This is a genomic window from Myroides guanonis (assembly GCF_900114085.1).
GTDB classification, from domain to species: Bacteria; Bacteroidota; Bacteroidia; order Flavobacteriales; family Flavobacteriaceae; genus Flavobacterium; species Flavobacterium guanonis.
Genome location: NZ_FORU01000002.1, coordinates 326,541 through 346,297 on the forward strand (window position 1 = coordinate 326,541; position 19,757 = coordinate 346,297).

The window sequence follows — 19,757 nt, forward strand, 5'->3', positions numbered from 1 at the left end:
GTAATAAAAGTAAAGCTTATTTTTTAAGGACTTTATACATCAAAAAACCTTTTTCAATTCAAAAAAACCTCTTTTAACACATCTAAAGACTTTGGTTTTCTAAACTCACTAAGATGCAATTCATAATACCTCATCAACAAATCGACTAGTACATTTCGTTCCTTTCCATTAAATATGCGTTGGTCTTTCAAAAAAGAATGTTGAAGCAACCTCTTAAACAAAATCGTTTCTTGCTTTTCAATAGCACCCACATCATAATAACTCGAAAATCTACCATCGATACAATTAAAATAATCCTTCTCAATTCCAGTACAATCTGGATAAAACCCTAAATACTTAGTAAGCTCAACCAAAAAAAGCAGATGGAAATTTGCTATAGACTCATGAGTATCCAACCACAATAAAGCCGTCTCTAAAAACATAAATAACGATTCTTCAATCTGCTCTTCCCTAATAGAATTCGACAAAATTTCAGATAAAAATATTGCGATGTTACTTTTCGAAAAATCGTAACTTATAGTTTGATAAGGATGAGACAATCGAACCTCTTTAAAATACTCTAGCCCGCCTTTATTCTTGAATTCAAAACCAATTTCCAACAATGTTAATGGCTGAAAATAAGCAATACTTAAACCACTTTTTGATTTGGTAAAAGCATTTCTTACAAAAAAAGACTGAATGCCCATTTCTTGCGTATAACACTTAACAATCAAGCTCTTGTCTTGATATTTAAGAGTACTTAATACCAAAGCCTTGGTTTTCACTTGCATCTTCTAACGTATAATCATTAATTTCTTAACCGTTTTTTCAGCCCCGTCTTGAGAGCTAATAAAAATCAGATATACGCCAGAATTAACTTTTCTTCCCGAAAAAGAATAAGTATCCCACACCACAGTTCCACCTTGAGAAGTAGACTCAAAAACCAAGTTTCCCTCCACATCAGCAATTTTAACATTCGACTTATCCAAAAGTCCCGTGATTTTTACTTCTCCAAGAAACTCAGGTCTAACGGGATTTGGGTAAGCGATCACATTTCCATAACCAGATGTACCCTCTGTTGCATTTCCAATAAAAGAGACAACACCCGAATCCGTAGCAAAAAACACCTCTCCCGTTTTCTCGTTAATATCGATATCGTTGACAATATTATTTGGCAATGGCGAGTTCTCTTTAGTGAAATGGTAAATAGTTTTTTGTCCATTAGCTGAAACCAAAAACACCCCAGCATCAACTACCGCTACCCATTTATTATTAGCACCGTCAACCCTAATTTTCGAAATATCTTGCTGATAAAAAAGTTCCTCAGCCAAACCATCTTGCAAAATAACAATAGAATTCGTCTGAAGCTGTCCATCATTTAAGAAACGATCTGGATTAGACAAAATTCTCAACCCTTTATATGTTCCAATCCACATCTGATTGTTTTTATCAATGGCAATGCTCCTAACATTATTATCAGGCAAGTCCCCACTGATAGAATTAGAATTTAATATAACAACCTTATTTCCCTTCTTCTCGTTAAACCCAATCAAACCATCTTTATAACTCGGAATCCATTTGGTATCATTTCTATCAATTAATGGAGCACCGAAGCTAGAAAGCTCAACATCTTGTAATCTATTCCCAAAACTATAAGAGTTCCAATCCCCGTTACTCATCTTCTGTTTCAAAGTATTGTAAACCATACTATTCGTAACCCAAATAGTACCATCTCTATCAAATGCAGGTCCATTAACGCGAACAGACACATAATCTGGAGACACACCGTGAGTCAAAGGATCTAGTTTTTCTAAACCATTAGAACCCGTATTTTCAGAATCGTACAAACCCACCTCACTCCTTGACAAATCACTTTCGTTTAAATCTATTTGCAACAGTCCAGAATGAAAAGAACTCACAAACAATTGATCTTGATTGCGGGGATGTAGTCTAGCTTTAGACATCGCTTTAGCACCTCTCAATTTATCATGACCTATGTGCTCCCAGCCTTTTTTGCCACTATACCTACTTAGACCATATGATCCCAAATCAGGATTGTGAGGATTATAACTATTGCTATAACCACCAAAAATCATCCACATACCATTCTCAGTGCTCAACAATGAGAAAACACGATTGTTCAAAGGACCTTCAGGAGTAAGATGCGATGGATTATTTGGATTACTCAAAGAAAACTGCAAAAGTCCACTGTCTTGAACACCTACATAAACAAAATCGTTTAGAAAAACCGCAGACTGAATATAGCTTCGATCAATTTCTCCAACAAACTTTAAATCCAAACTATATACTTTTGCTTCCGACTGTGAACTTATAGTAACATGCGACTTAGACCGAACTATATTTCTAAAATCAGACTCTAAACTATCAAAACTCTCAAAACCACTTAATTTCAAAACATACATAGCATTATCATCTTTCACACCAATCAACATCTCTCCAATACTACAAACTCCTATCCATTTACCGTAATCATAAACACTCCATTGCTTATAGTCAACTAGATTAGGGTTGTTCACTTCAGCACGTTTAAGCCCACCTTTTTCGGTAGCTGCATAAATCCATTTTCCAACAACAGCAACTTGGAAAACCTTTTCATTCCCCCCTTGGTCTCCAATAAAAAAAGTATCTAAAAATTCATTGTTATTTAAGTTTATAACACTAATTCCATAATTAGTAGCTATAAACAACTCACCCTTAAACTCCAAAAAACTATTTATTCTTTTCAATTCAGGAGACAAAGAGTTTTTGTCAAAAATATCGTCAATAAAAGAAATCTTCCCATTGATTCTATTCACTACTTGAATAGTTCCATCTTCATTTCCAATGATTAACTTTTTGAATTTTTCGCTGTAATGCAAGGCAGTAACCTTTTGCATCCTCAAACCTTGAATAGAGCTAATAGTCTCTACCGAAGACGTCTTAGTATTAAAAATTAATATTGCATTCTCAGTAGCACCAAACACCTCATCATCACCAACACTCAACTGAGAAACATTATTGTAAGAAAAATAATCCCTCCAAACCTGCTTTTGCGCCAAGCTGTAGAAAGAAGTTAAAATAAATAATATGCTTAAAATAAACCTCATCTGTTTCATAGTAAAAAACAAATATAAGGTTTTTATGAGTTGATAGTTTAGAGCATTTTATTATTACATCTCAACCGTCTAACCCGTAAAAACCCATAATTAAAAACACCATAAAAAAATGGTAAAAGAACAGTCTTTAGTCACAACTTTCTTTTACCATTTCAAAATACACAACTTAAAAATAATATCTAATATTCACTCTTCAACAAAGAAAAGAATGAAGATACCACCCCTCTATTTACTCAAATTGAAAATCATCAATTATCAATTTATAATCCACATCCTTTCCAACCTTAAGAGCCAACAAACTTCCAGCACCAGTAGTATTATAATCTACACCAGCCAAGTCCAAAGTCAACTTAACCCATTGTCCTTTGGTATCAATAACCCCAGTATATTGATTATTTCCCGCTGCTACAATCTCTTTATCAACCTCTAAATCTGTCACATTAAAAGCCTTATAAGTCGCATCGTTCAAATAGACATTCAAGGACAATGATTTCGGAGATGTTCCCTTAACCCAAAAGCTTAGCTTGCTTTTTCCCGCAGGAACATTCGCTATATTTTCAACTGTAAACACATAATCATTTCCACTCGGAGTACCATTAAGATCCATTCCATTAGAACCATTTCGACCACCTCCAACATTCTGCGTCGCATAACTCTTAACACCAAAACTTGAAACTACAGATAAAAACGCGTTCCAATCTTCAAAATCAGCACCAGGAAACACTAAATCACCATTACCCGGATCAGGATTTCCTCCACCATCTTCCCCTCCTTCAATCATAACATTGTCAATCAATAAATCATACGCAGCATCTTTACCAACCTTAAAGGCAATAAAACTTCCAACTCCAGTAGTGTTATAATCTACGCCACTCAAGTCAAGAGTCACTTTAATCCAATTTCCATTAGTATTGATTGTTCCGTTGTATTGATTGGTTCCATTCCCTTGTGAATTCATTTCAGTATTTACAGTTAGGTCTTTACTCACAGTTGCACTTTCAAGATTATAAACATCGAAATTCACCCCATTACTTCTATATAAATTAATAGACAATGATTTTGCAGAAGTACCCTTTACAAAAAAGGAAATCTTATCTGCATTTATAGGAACATTCTTATTGTTTTCTACTGTGAACACATAATCATTACCAGCAGGAGTACCAATAAATCCAATTGCATTAGAAGCAGTCATTCCCTTACCAACTTGGTGTGTCGCATAGTCCTTCAATCCATGTGACGTTAGCTGAGCCGTAAAAACGCTCCAATCTTCAAAATCCGATCCCATGAAAGCCAATTGCCCCTCTACTTTTGGTTCTTCACCATCTCCCGGTTCTTCAATATCCTTTCCAAAACGCTCTTTATCAAGTTTTATATCCGCTCTACTTCTCGCAATAAACTGATAATCTACCCTATCCCCAGCTTCAAATTTTGTCAGAACTCCCGTTATAGAACCACTGTTCTTAGGGATAATATCTCCATTATATTCAGCAAAAGAACCAGTTCTAAAAATGAGAGTATTTCCCTTACTGTCTTCTAGAGAACGATTAGTCTGCCCACCAATCACATTTTTAGAATCGTAATAAGTAGTATTAACATCAGCCGCTTGAAATTGAATTTCTTCTACAGTAATTAATTTCCCCACATATTTATCATTCCCCTTAAGATCTTCAAGCTTAACAACATGTACCAAATCCTTTTCAGGAACAACTTTGCAAGCTCTAGTTAAATGTTGTTTATAAGTTTGAGCATTAATCTGTCCAACATTGAAATTAAACAAATCACCTATTTGTAATATACCATTGCTTTTTTGAATATATAGACCTTTTAGATCGATAAACACCCTTCTCCCCGTATTGTAATAATTATGAAGATTTGCCTCATTAACTGGAACACGGAAAGCAATGCTATCATCGGAAATAAGATATAGTTCCTTATAAAAATTCCCACCCTTATCACTAGATACAACCACTCCAGTCACAACGTCATTACCATTCAATTGTACCGGTGTTTTTGTAGCTATATCAGCTAATTCCTTAATGGTGGTAGTTGTGATTATATTTGGTTCACTACAGTCAATATTAGGAACTGCAAAATCGTCATTTGCACAACTACTAAATAGGGTCGCACAAAATGCTAATATTAGAATTGATGTAAAAAATGATTTCATAATATAACTCTATTTAAATTATTATTAAAAACTATAATAGACATTTGCAAAGAAATTCCTTCCGTATCCATAAAAGTACTTGTTCCCAAAAGAGCGAGTACCGCCAGCATAATCCTGTGAAACCTCTTTGTAATTTGCATTTCGACCTTGTTCGAATCCCCCTGTTTTATATTTCTTATCAAACACATTATTTATAGAAGCGAAAAAACCAATGATATTCCTATTAGGAAGTCTCCATGACTTTCCACCAGATAAATTAAACAATGTAAAATCCTGAAGTTTTTCTTGTTTCAGCAATGCCCTAACCGATTCAGGAGTCATATCCTCATAAGGAAATTGGTCAGGGTCTTCAGCATTAATTGTAAACATGCTCGTTCTCATAATAGGTGAAACATCTAAATAATTATCCGTCAAATAATTAACATTAGCACCCACCCACCAATATTGTGGGCTGCGATATTCTAAACCAAAAGAAGTAGCAACTTGTGGACCACCAGCAACTCTATAATTTTTCAAGAACGATTGTCCGTAATCGACTGTTCTTTTCGCATTGTCAATACTCAAAACGATATTGGGATTGTTCGTATAAAATGACTGGCCGAAAGCAACATTACCAATGGCTTTCAGCGTTTGAGTAACCTGATACTCAGCCCCGAATTCCAAACCTAGATTGCGCTTTTCTACCCCAGTCAATATTTCTGCAACAAAAGCATTCCCATTCAATAACAATTCTCCATCTTCATCGAGAATCCCCAAACCTTGAGCATAGAAAAAAGAAATCTCAGTAGCATTTTTAATTTCTGAAAAATACCCCGTTAAGCGGGCTTTAAGTTTTGGAGTACGCAAAATATAACTACCATCAACACTAAAAACAGTTTCACTATCTATACCATCAACCAAAGAGTTATTCATACGTGCATTTGCAAAAACATTCCGCAAATTAGGAGCTTGATTCATAAAAGCCACATTGGCATTCAACGCATGTCTACCCGTTAAGTAATAAGTTGCTCCCCCTTTAAAACCAAAATTATTAAAATCTATCTTCTCACTTTTTCCAAAGGAAGAATCTGGATAAATTCCATTTCGAAACAAACCATTTCGTTGATAATTAGTGTAAGCTATGTTCTGACCTAAATAAAAAGCCACCCTGTCATATTTAAATTCAAACTGAGTAAATACATTAACAACATTAGCATCTAACTGATAATTATATTTAAAAGTATCCCCCTCTTTCAATTTTCGATTAGGATGATTTAAATCGGTCTGTTGGTCTTGTCCAGAAGCAAACCTATCTAAATCCAAAAAGTAATCACTACCTAGCAAATCCAATATCTTACCAAAATTGGTAGAACTCAGATTAATATAATTAACACCAGAAACGAATGTTATCTGATCTGACAAAAGCGATTTAAAATTCGCATTAAAAGACAAAGTGTTATCATCCGTTCTATCTTCATACAACATGACAAGATTATCTTTCAAACCATTCTCATCAATACTTTCACTGTTTTTTCTATAAATCTCATCCCAATCAATCTGACTGTTTTGCAAGAAAAACTCTCTCTGTGCATTTGCATATCCAATATATTCTGGAGTATTACCTAAGTAATTTCCATCCCTATCGTGATAAGTAGAATAGTAACTAGGAAGATTTTTATAATAAGTAGGGTCGGGATTATTGGTTCTGTTATAATTCAATCGGCTATTACCAATTTTACCAAACTGATAGGCTAAACTAGAAGTCAAAGTACTCTTATCACTCATTTTCCAATAATGAGTTAGCATAAAAATAGGTTCTTCAAGTACCTTTTCTCTAGAATTTCTCTTCTTGCCATCTTGCCATCCCCAATAAGAATTATACTTATATCCCATTAAATCAGCAACCTCATCGGTTAAAGGAGCACTTTTTCCGCGTTTGTTCTGAGCGTAAATTCCCGTAAAGTTCAAACTGTGATTTGCATTAAACTTCTTCTCAATAGCGATAAAAAAAGATTTCGCATCGTAATCAGTCCCCTCAAAATGTCCTTCTTCTGCACCTCTATAAGAAGCAGAAAAAGCATAGGCCCATCCTTCGCTATTCATTCCAGAAGCATAAGTTGCCATTCCCCTAGCGCTGTAATTCGTATTCGCTGCTGAAGCAGAAACCCTACTACCTTTGCGGATATGAGAAGCCCTTGTTGAAATAGCTTGAGTACCTAGAATTCCACCAAACGTATAATCTGAAGAAGAAGAACCCATTGAAAACTCTTGATTTCTAGTAACATCATTCAAACCACCCCAATTCCCCCACTGTGGTCTACCGTCATAAACCTTATTCATAACGATTCCGTTAATCAAAGTCCGTCCATATTCATTGTCAAGTCCCCTTATTCTAAAACGAGCTTGCCCCCAGTTGAAAGCAGCCGCTTGTTGAAACACATCCCTAGTAGCTTGTAACAAACCAGAAGTTGTTTCAGAACCAGAATTGTCATCTCCTAGATCATTATCTGTTAAAGATATTAGATTCATTTGCGCTTCAGCCGAAAAATCCTCCTCCATCACAATCATTCCCAGGTTCACGTCTTGCTTATCCTCAACATTCACCACTAACCTTTTCGTAACATATCCAGTGTATGTTAAGAGAAGATTATTTTTACTTTCTGAAGACTGAGGAATTGTAAATGTTCCATCTTCACCCGATAATGTCGACACATTACTACCTTGAACCAATATCAATACTGCAACCAAAGGCTCTTGGCTTTTTGAATCAACAATTTGCCCTCTAATTTCTCTTCCTTCTTGTGCCCATAACCAAGGTGCAATCAAAATAGAAACTATACTAAATATAAATCTATTCATAAATAAAGGTTAATTAATGTTATCAACTTACCATTCCAAATATTATATTATGTATAAATATAGCTAAATTTATTATAAAATACTATATTTATACTTAATCAATACGTTTTAATAACATAAAGCCTAGATTTCATGAAAGACTCAAAATTCTTATACTTGCTCATTTTCGTTTTATTCTATGCGGTTAACCACTCACAAGAAAGGAAATTCCAAATCCATACAATTGCCTTTTACAATGTGGAAAACTTATTTGACACCATACGAGATCCCAATATCTATGATGAAGAATGGACTCCAAAAGGAGCTCAAAGTTGGACCTCTGAAAAATATTCCGAAAAAATAAACAACCTGTCTCTGGTAATATCCCAAATAGGAACAGAAGAAAATAAAAATGCCCCAACTCTATTAGGAATATCAGAAGTAGAAAACAGAAATGTATTAGAAGATTTGACAAATAGCAAACAATTAAAAAAGTTTGATTATGGGATTGTACATTTCGAATCACCCGACAAAAGAGGAATAGACGTAGGATTACTCTATCAGAAAAAACACTTTACTCCAGTTCACACCTCTTCACATCCATTATATATATACGACCAATCTAAAACCAACAAACACACGGGTAAAAAAGGAGTAAGAGTATATACGAGAGACCAATTGTTAGTTTCAGGACTTTTAGATGGAGAAGAAATACACATACTAGTAAACCATTGGCCATCTAGGTCAGGCGGAGAAAAGAGAAGTAGCCCATTCAGAGAAGCAGCTGCGGCATTAAACAAAAAAATAATAGACTCTCTTTATTCATTACAACCAGATGCTAAGATAATTACAATGGGAGACATGAATGACGGTCCTTACAACAAGAGTATTAAAAAAGTATTAGGAGCTGTTGGAGACAAAGAAAAAGTTGAACCATTAGGAATTTACAACCCCATGGAACAAATGGCAAAAGACGGACAAGGAACATTAGCCTACAGAGATGCATGGGATATCTTTGACCAAATAATGCTTTCAGAACCCTTACTAAGAAAAGAATACGATTCCTTTCGTTTTTGGAAAGCAAGAATTTTCAGAAAACCATTTATGGTAGCCACAACAGGAGCCTATAAAGGATATCCATTGAGAAACACCAATGGAGAAGTCGGATATAGCGACCACTTTCCAGTGTATGTATATTTAATTAAGGAGCTTCAATAGCACGATAAAACCAAAAGGGCTGTCTCGTGAAAGACAACCCTTTTAACTATATAACAAACTATTTATTCTTTAATTAGAAGTCAAAAGTAATACCCTGAGCCAATGGAAGCGCTGTTCCATAATTAATAGTATTAGTTTGTCTTCTCATATAGGCCTTCCAAGCATCTGAACCAGATTCTCTTCCGCCTCCTGTTTCTTTCTCTCCTCCAAAAGCACCCCCAATTTCAGCACCTGATGTTCCGATATTTACATTTGCAATACCACAATCAGAACCCGCTTGAGACAAGAACAACTCCATTTCTCTCATATTGGTTGTAAAAATAGAAGAAGACAATCCTTGAGGAACACCATTTTGCATTGCAATAGCCTCCTCAATTGTACTGTATTTCATCACATACAAAATTGGCGCAAACGTTTCATCTTGGATAATTTGAAATTCGTTCTTTCCTTCAATAATACAAGGTTTCACATAACATCCACTTTCATAACCACTTCCTTCAAGAACACCACCTTCAACAATCACTTTACCACCTTCTTGTTTCGCTTTCTCAATAGCATTCAAGTAATCTTGAACAGCCCCTTTATCGATCAAAGGTCCAACGTGATTAGCAGCATCCAAAGGATTTCCAATTTTCAATTGAGCATATGCCTTTTGTAAAACATCGATCGTTTTATCGTACACACTTTCATGAATGATTAAACGTCGGGTAGAAGTACAACGTTGTCCAGCTGTTCCAACAGCGCCAAACACCGCTCCAACCAATACCATATTGATATCAGCATGTTCAGAAACAATAATTGCATTATTACCACCAAGCTCTAGAATAGTATTTCCGAAACGCTCTGCAACTGTTTTAGAAACATGACGTCCAATTCTAGTAGAACCAGTAAAGGAAACTAGAGGAATACGAGGATCCGTATTAATTAAATCACCACAAGCATTTCCAATAACTAAATTGCAAACCCCTTCAGGTATATTATTCTCTTTAAAAACTTTTGCTACAATATTTTGACATGCAACACCACACAATGGTGTTTTAGAACTAGGTTTCCAAATACATACATCCCCACAAACCCAAGCCAACATAGTATTCCAACTCCAAACAGCCACTGGGAAGTTAAAAGCAGAAATAATACCAACAACACCATAAGGATGCCATTGCTCATACATTCTGTGTTCTGGTCTTTCAGAATGCATCGTTAAACCATATAATTGTCGAGATAAACCAACAGCAAAATCACAGATATCTATCATCTCTTGAACCTCACCAAGTCCCTCTTGTAAACTTTTTCCCATTTCATAAGAAACAAGTTTTCCAAGATATTGTTTGTTCTTGCGAAGTTCATCGCCAATTTGTCGAACTATCTCTCCTCTTTTAGGAGCGGGAACCATCCTCCAAGTCTTAAAAGCCTCAGCAGCTGTTTCCATAGCTTTTTGATAATCCTCAGCCGTAGAAGCCCTAACCTTACCAATTAACTGTCCATCTACCGGTGAATATGATTCGATAATTGCTCCATTTGAAAAGGAAACACAGCCAGTTGATGTGCCATTATTAATTTCTTGAAGTCCTAATTTTTGAAATGCTTCTTGAATTCCATAAAGGTCGTTTTCTCTTGTCATTATAATTTCTTACTAGTTGTTGATTGATTAGTAAGCAATCTACAAAAAATATTTCGTAGAATTATTTTTTACTTAACAAATCTATCATCCGTCTCCATGACAGAACCACAACACTTACAAGTCCTTAATTCCAAAGAGTTATAAAAATCAGAAAAGTGCGGCAAGAAATCAGTTTCGATATTTTCTAACACGAAATACACCTCATACAACTTGTTATTACACGCATCGCAATACCACATTAAACCATCCTTAGCACCTGCCTTTTTTCTTTTGATTTCAACCACTAGTCCCACCGAATGCTCTGTACGTACTGGTGAATGAGGAGTCCTTGCAGGTAGCAAGTAAATATCTCCTGCATTAAGAGTAATACGCTCTCTTTTTCCATCTTCTTGAATATCGATATGAATGGTTCCTTCTAACTGAAAAAACAACTCTTCTGACTCATTAAAATGAAAATCTTTGCGGGCATTTGGTCCACCCACAACCATAACAATATAATCTGAAGACTCAGAATAAATGTTTTTATTATTAACAGGTGGTTTCAACAAATGCTTGTTTTCTTCCACCCATTGAAAAAGATTAAAACTTTTTTGACTGCCCATGCTTTGATTGTTTAATTACTACCACTTAACCAACTTTGAGGATTGTGAATAGTAGTATTGTGAGATAATAAAAATTTCAAAACAGTCTGTCCACTAGCATTCGTATTAACAACACCAATCTCCTGTTTTAAAGTTACCTTATCTCCCTTTTTCACATATACATCACTTAAATTCTGATACACTGTAATATAATCTCCGTGCTGAATTAAAACAGCCTTATTATTTCCAGACAATACCTGCACTTGCAGAACCTCACCTTGAAACACCGATCTCGCTCTTGTTCCAACAACAGTACTTATTTCAACACCACTATTGTGAATTGTTAAATGCTTTTGAACGGGATGAGGCTGATCTCCGTATCGCAAGGATATATACCCTTTGCTAACAGGCCACGGCAATCTACCTTGATTAGCTTTAAAACTATTTGCAACAACCTTGCCCTCTGGAGTTAGTTCAAAAACAGCCGTATTAGAACCCTTAGAAGATTCCACTACCTTTTCACCCGTTTTTTTCCCAGCTGCCTTAGCTGCCGCTTCCCTAGCTTCTCTTGCTTTTCTATTCGCTTCAGCGATAGCTTCCCTAATCAACTGTTGAATCTGTTTATCAATCGCCGCTGTTTCGGTGCGTTTCTTTTTAATTTGATCGTTATATTTTCTTTGATCTTTTTGAATCAAAGCCATAAGACCTTGTTGTTTTGTTCTCTCAGCCTCTAAGTTTTTCTTCTGAACTTCAGCCTCTCTCAACAAAACATTTTGCCTAACCTTTTTCTCCTCTAGACTTTTGATAACCACAGCCAAAGCATCCGATTTTTCTCGAACCTCATCACCTTGTTTCTTTCTATAATTAGCATATTGTTTCATGTATTGAACACGCTTATACGCTTGTGCAAAGTTTTCAGATGACAATACAAACATGATTCTACTTTGACTAGATCTGCTTTTATAGCTTTTCACAATCGTTTTCGCATAGTCTTCTTTAAGAGCTTTCAACTCCTTTTCCAACACCGCTACTTCCGCTTGATTTTTCTCAACATCTCTATTAATTAAAGCAATTTGCTGTTGCCCATTGCGAATTAAATCTTGTGATAATTTAATCTTGTGATTTTGGTCTTGTATTTCAGAAAGTACATTACGTTCCTTTGTCTTCTCTGTTTTCAGCAACTGTTGAACAGCCTTAATTTCAGTAAGAATTTGTTCCTTTTTGCGCTCTAAGTTACGCTGTTTATCAGTCGTCTGAGACCACATGGGAGCTCCGATTAAAACAAGTATAAGAAGATAGTAAATTCGCTGCATAATGAGGGGTAACTATAAAGTTAGTTAGTAATAATATTCTTAGAATTACTCGGAATACTGAATGAAAAATTCAAATCCTCATCTAATGAAACCTTGTCATAACGAATTTTCAACTGTACGTTTTTGACCGATTTCGCTTCTATATGTATTTCTGAAGGTAGCATACTCTCACCAATTTTCTGATAAGTTGGGTAAGAAATAATCACACTTCTATTTTCGTTCTTTTGATTCAACTCCTCTTTTCTAAGCATAAAATCATTATCCTCAAAATAATAAGTCTCTGTTATTTCTCGGTTATTTGAATGCTCTAGTTTGTGCAATCCCTCTTCGAGAGTCACTTTCATTCTTTCCTTCTCCAAACTATTAATTGCTTTTCCCAACAACAAATTCTGAACCTTATAAAAATCAAGATCCGTTCCTAGCCAGTTACTGAGAAAGTCAAAATCACCATCATAAAAACGGCTATTCAACTTTTCATAAAACTGAACACTAGTAGGAGTAAGCTGAATCTTCGCCATTGACAAACCAATCACCTTAATATTTATTAAAATGATTTCATCCTTTTTTATACGAATATCTAAACCAACATTTTGAGACTGCTTGCCATCATTATAATTAGCCGTTCCCCGTATAAATGAAGTAGAAAAGTTAGCAATATTATCGTTGTGTGCATTGATAATTTCAACCACAGTCTTATCCTCAACAGTATTTTTTGTAGTTAGATCTGCTGTAGACTTACATCCAACAACCGACAGAACCAATAATAGCAATCCAAATCTCCTCATAACACTTTTTTCTTATAGACTATCAAATACTGTTCCTAGTAGACAAGACAACTCTTCACAACCTTAAATCTATTCACTAAATTTGAAAAAGCTTATTCTAAAACAGAATAGTCACCGATACTAATCTGTGTGTGTTTTCCGTCATAAACAGCATGGTTACCAACCATAGCATTATCTAGAACAGCATTCTTTATAACCGAATTTGTCTGTATTAAGCTGTTCTTTACAGTTGAGTTCTCAACAACAGTAGCATCTCCAATAGAAACGTTTGGTCCAACCGTAGAATTTCTCAATACGACGTTTTTCCCTATAAAACACGGCTCTATAATTTCGCTATTTTCAAGAACAACACTATTGTCAATCAATAATTCGTTATCCAGTTTAAGGAAATTCAGCATACGCGTATTGGTTTCAACTGTAACATTTTTATTTCCACAGTCCATCCATTCTTCCACTTTTCCTGGAACAAAGCGCAAGCCTTTTACCTTCATATTCTCCAAAGCGTCAGTAAGCTGATACTCTCCTCCTTTGATAATATTGTTATCTAACAAATACTCAAGTTCAGAACGCAACGTCTCACCACTTTTGAAATAATAAATTCCAATAATTGCCAAGTCAGAAACAAATTCCTTAGGTTTTTCAACAAAATCAACAATTTCATTAGCCTCGTTCAATTGAACAACACCAAACGCACTTGGATCCTCAACTTGTTTAACCCAAATAACACTATCAGCGTCCTTATCTAAATTAAAATCAGCTCTAAAAAGAGTATCTGCATAAGCCACTACAACCGGTCCGCTAAGACTCTCTTTAGCACAAAGAATAGCATGAGCCGTTCCCAGAGCTTCGTTTTGATAACAAATAACTCCCTTAGCCCCTAATTTCTCAGCAATTGCAATTAAATCTTGTTCAACCTCTTTGCCAAAGCTCTCGTGAATAATAAATGCGATTTCATCTATAGAATCATTTAAAACCTTAGCTATATCTTCAACCAATCTATGTACAATAGGTTTACCAGCAATAGGAATAAGTGGTTTAGGAACCGTTAATGTATGTGGGCGTAATCTAGAACCACGACCTGCCATTGGAACAATAATCTTCATATCTTTTTTCTCTTTTTCTTATTTAACACCAGTACTACCAAAGCCACCAGCTCCACGCTCCGTTTCAGATAGTATTTCTACACCTTCCCAACTAATTTGTTCAAACTTAGAAATTACCATCTGAGCAATACGCTCTCCGTTTTCAACGACAAAAGGTTCGTTAGAAAGATTAACTAAAATAATACCCAACTCTCCGCGATAATCCGCATCAATTGTACCAGGAGAATTCAATAATGTAATACCTTTTTTTGCAGCTAAACCACTTCTAGGTCTAATCTGTGCCTCATAACCTTCAGGTAACTCCATAAAAAGTCCCGTAGGAATAATAGCTCTTTCTAAACTTTTCAATGTAACAGGTGCATCAAGGTTTGCTCTTAAGTCCATCCCCGCAGATTGCGAAGTTTCATAATTAGGTAATGGATGTTGAGACTTATTTATAATTTTTACTCTAGTCATAATATTAAATAATGAACACAAATATAAAAGATATAGTGTGGATAATGGAAAATTTAAAACAAAAAGTATACTAGTAAAATGGTGAACCCATCGACTTCGTTCCTAAACTATTGCCCAACATTTTTCTTTTTCAAGAAACGAGACAATAATCCCCTTTCAAAATAGGCAATCATCCCTACAAAAAAGAGAATAAAAAGAATCCCTACAAAATAATTCTCTCTAAAAACGTAAAAGTAGACACCAGACAACACCATTGAAAGTGTAAAATATCCAACAATAGCTTTCTTGTCATAAGGAATTGGATAATACTTCGCCCCCATAACATAAGAGATTAACATCATAGAACCATAGGCCAATAAAGTTGCAATAGCTGAACCCATATAACTCCAAATTGGAATCAATAAATAATTAAACACTAAAGTTAGAACAGCACCAAAAATAGATATATATGCCCCAACCATAGTTCTGTCTTGCAATTTGTACCACACAGAAAGATTCGTATAAATCCCCAAACAAAAGTTAGCTAGAATAATTAAGGGAACAACTTTCATTGCCTCCCAATAACTAGGATTCGGAATCATCAACCATTTAAGAACATCTAAAAACACAATTACACCCAGCATAACCAAGCTTCCAGTAATCACAAAATACTTCGTAACAGTAGCATATTTAGTAGGCGCATCCTCATTCTTAGCATAATTAAAGAAAAAAGGTTCTATTCCCAAAGTATAAGCCTGACGGAACAACACCATAAACAATCCAAGCTTATAACAGGCCCCATACTTACCCACTTCTTCCAATGCGATATCTTGAGGCAACAAGCGTCCTAAAAGAATTTTATCAAAACTCTCATTAATGGCAAAAGCAAGACCTCCAATCATAATCGGAAAACCATAGCGCAACATCTGTTTTCCCAACTGTACATTAAAGCGCAATTTGATTGCGAGATAATCCTTGTAAAAAATCAATAAAGTAGCCAAACTCGCTATTAGGTTTGCAATAAAAATATAGGGAACTTGATAATCTTCAACGTAAATCCAATCAAAAACAGAATTTGGAAAGTGATGTGCTAACTGAGGTAATAAGTAAAGAAAAAACACATTCAGAAATGCATTCAACAAAACATTACCCATTTTAACAGCGCTATAAAAACGAGGTCGTTCCTCTGCGCGAAGCTTTGAAAAAGGAATAATCACCAAAGCATCTAGCACTAAAATCCACAGAACATATTTGATAATTTCGGGTGAAATATCTAAATAACTCGCCCAAAAATCCTTGGACAGTAAACCAATTATCAGAAAGACAATCGAAGTACCCGCCAAGTATAACAAAGAGTTATTAATAACCGATTTCTTATCATCTTGCAGATTATAAAACCTAAAAAAAGCCGTTTCCATACCAAAAGCCAAGATTACATTCCCCAACATTATGATAGAAAAAACAATACTATAGCTACCATAAGCCACATTAGTCATCACCGAAGTGTGAAACGTAACCAATAGATACCCAATGATTTTAGGAAAAACAGTCGCTAAACCATAGATAGCGGTTTGCTGAAAAATCTTTTTATATATACTCAATGTGTTTATATTTCCAAATGCAGTACAAAACTACTCAATATAATCATTCAAAAACAGTCATAAAGGGCTGTACTTCGTCATTAGTGAATACAATTTCGGTTGGTCCATCCGCATAAGAAGCAATCTCATAGACATTGTAATAAGCCACAACCTTGTCTGGATAAATAAAAATATTTAAGGGAAGAGCGAAAACGTCATTCTCAAACATTAAACCTGTAGAATTAATTGGAACTCCAGCAGCAATATCCCATTTCTCTCTCAATCTTTTTTCAACCAATTTCGAGAACCCAACCTTATCAACCAATAAATCATCTATAGAATATTGCTTACCAGTTCTAGGGTCAAAATGATAAACTTGAATTCCCCTATAACCATGAGCACCCCCAGAAAACACATAATGATCTAATTCAATACTAAACAAATTAGTCTTTTGCATGATAACCTTACCTTTAACATTAGCCTCCCAAGGAGCACCTTCTTGAGGAAAATCCCTCTTCACATCGTCGTAAGACTTCACAAAAGAATCAGCAATAGAATTATAGCCATTGTCTAAAGAAGGCAACTCTTCAAATGATATTATTTCAGCAACTTTGCTAAACAACGTGCCATTTATACTATCTGCAATCTTTCCTTTAGGTTCCACAACAAAAGGAATACTAATCGACACCTCAGTACATCGATGATCAGAACAAGGAAGCGATGATTTCTTATAATACTCTTGTTGTTCAACTTTAAGCTCTTGCGATTTAGAACAACCAACCAAAAGAAAAACAATAAAAAAAGCGAGTCCAAATCCTCTCATAATCACAGCTATTTATTTATTAAGTACAACCAAAAATACGTCAATTCAGTGGAATATAAAGTATATTTGTATTTAAATAAAATAAGCAAATCATGAAGTTCAATACAAAAACCATACACGGAGGACAACAAGTTGATCCTAGTACTGGCGCGGTAATGCCACCTGTTTATCACACCTCAACATTCGCACAAGAAAGTCCAGGAAAGCACAGTGGATACGAATACAGTAGAGCTGCAAATCCAACGAGAACAGCCCTAGAAAATGCCTTAGCGAGCATAGAAAATGGCGCACGAGGATTGGCATTCTCATCTGGTTTAGCTGCGACAGATTGTGTTATGAGAACTTTAAAACCTGGCGATGAAGTAATTGCTATGGACGATCTCTATGGTGGAACTTATAGAATGTTCACGAGAATATATCAAGACATGGGAATCAAATTCCATTTCGTAGATATGAATGACTTGGAAAAATTTGAAAGCCATATAACAGAAAACACAAGATTAGTATGGGTAGAAACCCCTACAAATCCGTTGATGAAATTAGCAGACATAGCAGCAATCGCTAAAATAACTAAAGAAAAAAACATCCTGTTTGCAGTAGACAACACATTTGCAACCCCATATTTACAAAACCCGTTAGATTTAGGAGCAGATATCGTTATGCATTCAGCAACTAAATACTTAGGAGGACACTCAGATGTAATAGCAGGAGCGCTAATAACTAAAGAAGCAGATCTAGGAGAAAAACTACATTTCTATCAATTTGCAACAGGAGCGACCTTAGGACCACAAGAAAGTTTCTTGGTGTTAAGAGGAATCAAAACCTTACACATACGAGTAGAAAGACATTCAGAAAACGGAATTAAAATAGCAGAGTATTTACAAAAACATCCAAAAATAGATCAAGTATTCTATCCTGGATTAAAAGACCATCCGCAATACGCATTAGCAAACAAGCAAATGAAAAACGGATTTGGAGGAATGGTTTCATTCACATTCAAATCAAAAGCAAAAGCAGATGCGATACAATTCTTAGAAAATTTGGAAGTCTTCACTCTAGCAGAATCATTAGGAGGAGTAGAATCACTAGCAAATCACCCAGCATTAATGACACATGCTTCTATACCAGAAGCCAAACGACTAGAAATAGGAGTAACCGATGACTTAGTACGTTTGAGTGTAGGAATAGAAGACATAGAAGATTTAATACTTGACATTGAACAAGCATTAAAATAAAACCATATATTAAAACAGCAACGATATCGTTGCTGTTTTTTTTTAGCCTATTGGTTTGACTATATGTAATTCCTTTTGCAATACTACTCTATTCTCAAAAACGAATAAAAGTTTGTTCTAATTGAGATTCTAGGCATTTCATGATAATTTCATCATGTTTAGTTTTTTTGACTTTTGTAACAAGAAAAAACAATGTATCACATTTCTGGTGTTTTTATCACACCATTCTATTCTCACCAGTCATTGCGAACTTGATTCGCAATCTCAACACATATCTCTGATTTTTTCACATAAGCATATTGTCTGAACTGTGATTAGTTTGATGAATAAGAATACCTTGATTTTTTTAAAAAGTAGTCTACATGACCCTCTCAAACCCGATGACGCAGATTTACTTCGTCTGTTCAGCTAAAACCTTGGGTACAATCGTGACTTTACTTTATACGGACGAGTTACATCATAGATTTATACACATGGAGCAAGTCCGCGAGGATTTCCAGAAGTAGACGAGAACAAGCAATTACTTATAGCCATTGTTGCGAGTAGTACTTTTATTTTTTCCATAAATCAAAAGTTTCATTTTCAGTACAAGATGCCGATTTTATTACGTTTTTAAAGTTAAATCCATCATATTTTGAAACGATATCGTAAACTTTATTCCATCCGTCCGATCCTTGAGGAATGGAACATCCTTTTCCATTACCCATTAAAATCAACCATACATCAGGAAGAAATGGCCCTTCATCAGTATTGACTAATCTGATTTCTTCAATTTCACTCCAGTTGATTTGCTCATCTTTTCGTTTAGGATGAGTTACTTTTACATAAGTGTCTGTAATTTCAGTTTCGTAAAAATCTTCTGGCTGTTTTTTTGCTGAACTGCCATTTTTAGAACTGAAAATTTTATTCCAAAATCCCATTAATTCAATTGGTTTAATTCAAACGTCAAATTCTCTCTTGCTTGATTTTCATACCTTTTGTCAG

The 19,757-nt window shown here is 35.1% G+C and carries 15 protein-coding genes; 2 read left to right on the forward strand and 13 right to left on the reverse strand.

Features of this window, described 5'->3' with window-relative positions:
• Positions 1-53: 53 nt before the first annotated feature.
• The 4 genes from recO to BM024_RS03475 form a co-directional block, all read right to left on the reverse strand.
• A complete protein-coding gene (gene recO / locus BM024_RS03460) occupies positions 54-770 on the reverse strand; it encodes a DNA repair protein RecO (protein ID WP_090678054.1) in 717 nt (238 codons plus the stop codon).
• A 3-nt stretch (positions 771-773) separates the two neighbouring features.
• A complete protein-coding gene (porZ, locus tag BM024_RS03465) occupies positions 774-3,086 on the reverse strand; it encodes a type IX secretion system anionic LPS delivery protein PorZ (RefSeq protein WP_177190152.1) in 2,313 nt (770 codons plus the stop codon).
• 238 nt (positions 3,087-3,324) lie between these two features.
• Entirely contained in the window at positions 3,325-5,262 is a 1,938-nt protein-coding gene (locus tag BM024_RS03470; protein WP_090678056.1) for a DUF5689 domain-containing protein, read from the reverse strand.
• A 24-nt stretch (positions 5,263-5,286) separates the two neighbouring features.
• Positions 5,287-8,100: a carboxypeptidase-like regulatory domain-containing protein gene (locus BM024_RS03475; RefSeq protein WP_090678057.1), complete on the reverse strand. Its 2,814-nt coding sequence runs from the start codon at positions 8,098-8,100 to the stop codon at positions 5,287-5,289.
• A 132-nt stretch (positions 8,101-8,232) separates the two neighbouring features.
• Here BM024_RS03475 and BM024_RS03480 point away from each other — a divergent pair, with 132 nt between their 5' ends.
• Positions 8,233-9,297 carry an endonuclease/exonuclease/phosphatase family protein gene (locus BM024_RS03480; protein ID WP_090678058.1) on the forward strand — a complete coding sequence of 355 codons (1,065 nt, stop codon included), beginning with the start codon at positions 8,233-8,235 and terminating at the stop codon, positions 9,295-9,297.
• 73 nt (positions 9,298-9,370) lie between these two features.
• Here BM024_RS03480 and amaB read toward each other — a convergent pair whose 3' ends face one another.
• The 8 genes from amaB to BM024_RS03520 all read right to left on the reverse strand — a co-directional run bounded on the left by amaB (position 9,371) and on the right by BM024_RS03520 (position 17,538).
• A complete protein-coding gene (gene amaB / locus BM024_RS03485) occupies positions 9,371-10,918 on the reverse strand; it encodes an L-piperidine-6-carboxylate dehydrogenase (protein ID WP_090678059.1) in 1,548 nt (515 codons plus the stop codon).
• A gap of 68 nt (positions 10,919-10,986) precedes the next feature.
• Positions 10,987-11,520, reverse strand: a complete 534-nt coding sequence (locus BM024_RS03490) for a 3-hydroxyanthranilate 3,4-dioxygenase (protein WP_090678060.1) — start codon at positions 11,518-11,520, stop codon at positions 10,987-10,989.
• Between the two features lie 11 nt (positions 11,521-11,531).
• On the reverse strand, positions 11,532-12,812 hold the full coding sequence (locus BM024_RS03495; RefSeq protein WP_090678061.1) for a murein hydrolase activator EnvC family protein: 1,281 nt from the start codon (positions 12,810-12,812) through the stop codon (positions 11,532-11,534).
• Between the two features lie 20 nt (positions 12,813-12,832).
• Complete coding sequence (locus tag BM024_RS03500) at positions 12,833-13,597, reverse strand: lipoprotein insertase outer membrane protein LolB1 (RefSeq protein ID WP_090678062.1); 765 nt, start codon at positions 13,595-13,597, stop codon at positions 12,833-12,835.
• A gap of 92 nt (positions 13,598-13,689) precedes the next feature.
• Positions 13,690-14,700, reverse strand: a complete 1,011-nt coding sequence (locus BM024_RS03505; RefSeq protein WP_090678063.1) for a sugar phosphate nucleotidyltransferase — start codon at positions 14,698-14,700, stop codon at positions 13,690-13,692.
• An 18-nt stretch (positions 14,701-14,718) separates the two neighbouring features.
• Positions 14,719-15,156: a dUTP diphosphatase gene (dut, locus tag BM024_RS03510; RefSeq protein WP_090678064.1), complete on the reverse strand. Its 438-nt coding sequence runs from the start codon at positions 15,154-15,156 to the stop codon at positions 14,719-14,721.
• A gap of 107 nt (positions 15,157-15,263) precedes the next feature.
• Complete coding sequence (locus BM024_RS03515; RefSeq protein WP_090678065.1) at positions 15,264-16,736, reverse strand: oligosaccharide flippase family protein; 1,473 nt, start codon at positions 16,734-16,736, stop codon at positions 15,264-15,266.
• Positions 16,737-16,779: 43 nt separating this feature from the next.
• Positions 16,780-17,538 (reverse strand): DUF3298 and DUF4163 domain-containing protein, encoded by a 759-nt coding sequence (locus BM024_RS03520; RefSeq protein WP_090678066.1) that lies wholly within the window; start codon positions 17,536-17,538, stop codon positions 16,780-16,782.
• A gap of 92 nt (positions 17,539-17,630) precedes the next feature.
• Between BM024_RS03520 and BM024_RS03525 the strand changes: the two genes are divergently transcribed.
• Positions 17,631-18,773: a cystathionine gamma-synthase gene (locus BM024_RS03525; protein ID WP_090678067.1), complete on the forward strand. Its 1,143-nt coding sequence runs from the start codon at positions 17,631-17,633 to the stop codon at positions 18,771-18,773.
• A gap of 551 nt (positions 18,774-19,324) precedes the next feature.
• Here BM024_RS03525 and BM024_RS03530 read toward each other — a convergent pair.
• A complete protein-coding gene (locus BM024_RS03530; protein WP_090678068.1) occupies positions 19,325-19,693 on the reverse strand; it encodes a hypothetical protein in 369 nt (122 codons plus the stop codon).
• Positions 19,694-19,757: the final 64 nt, after the last annotated feature.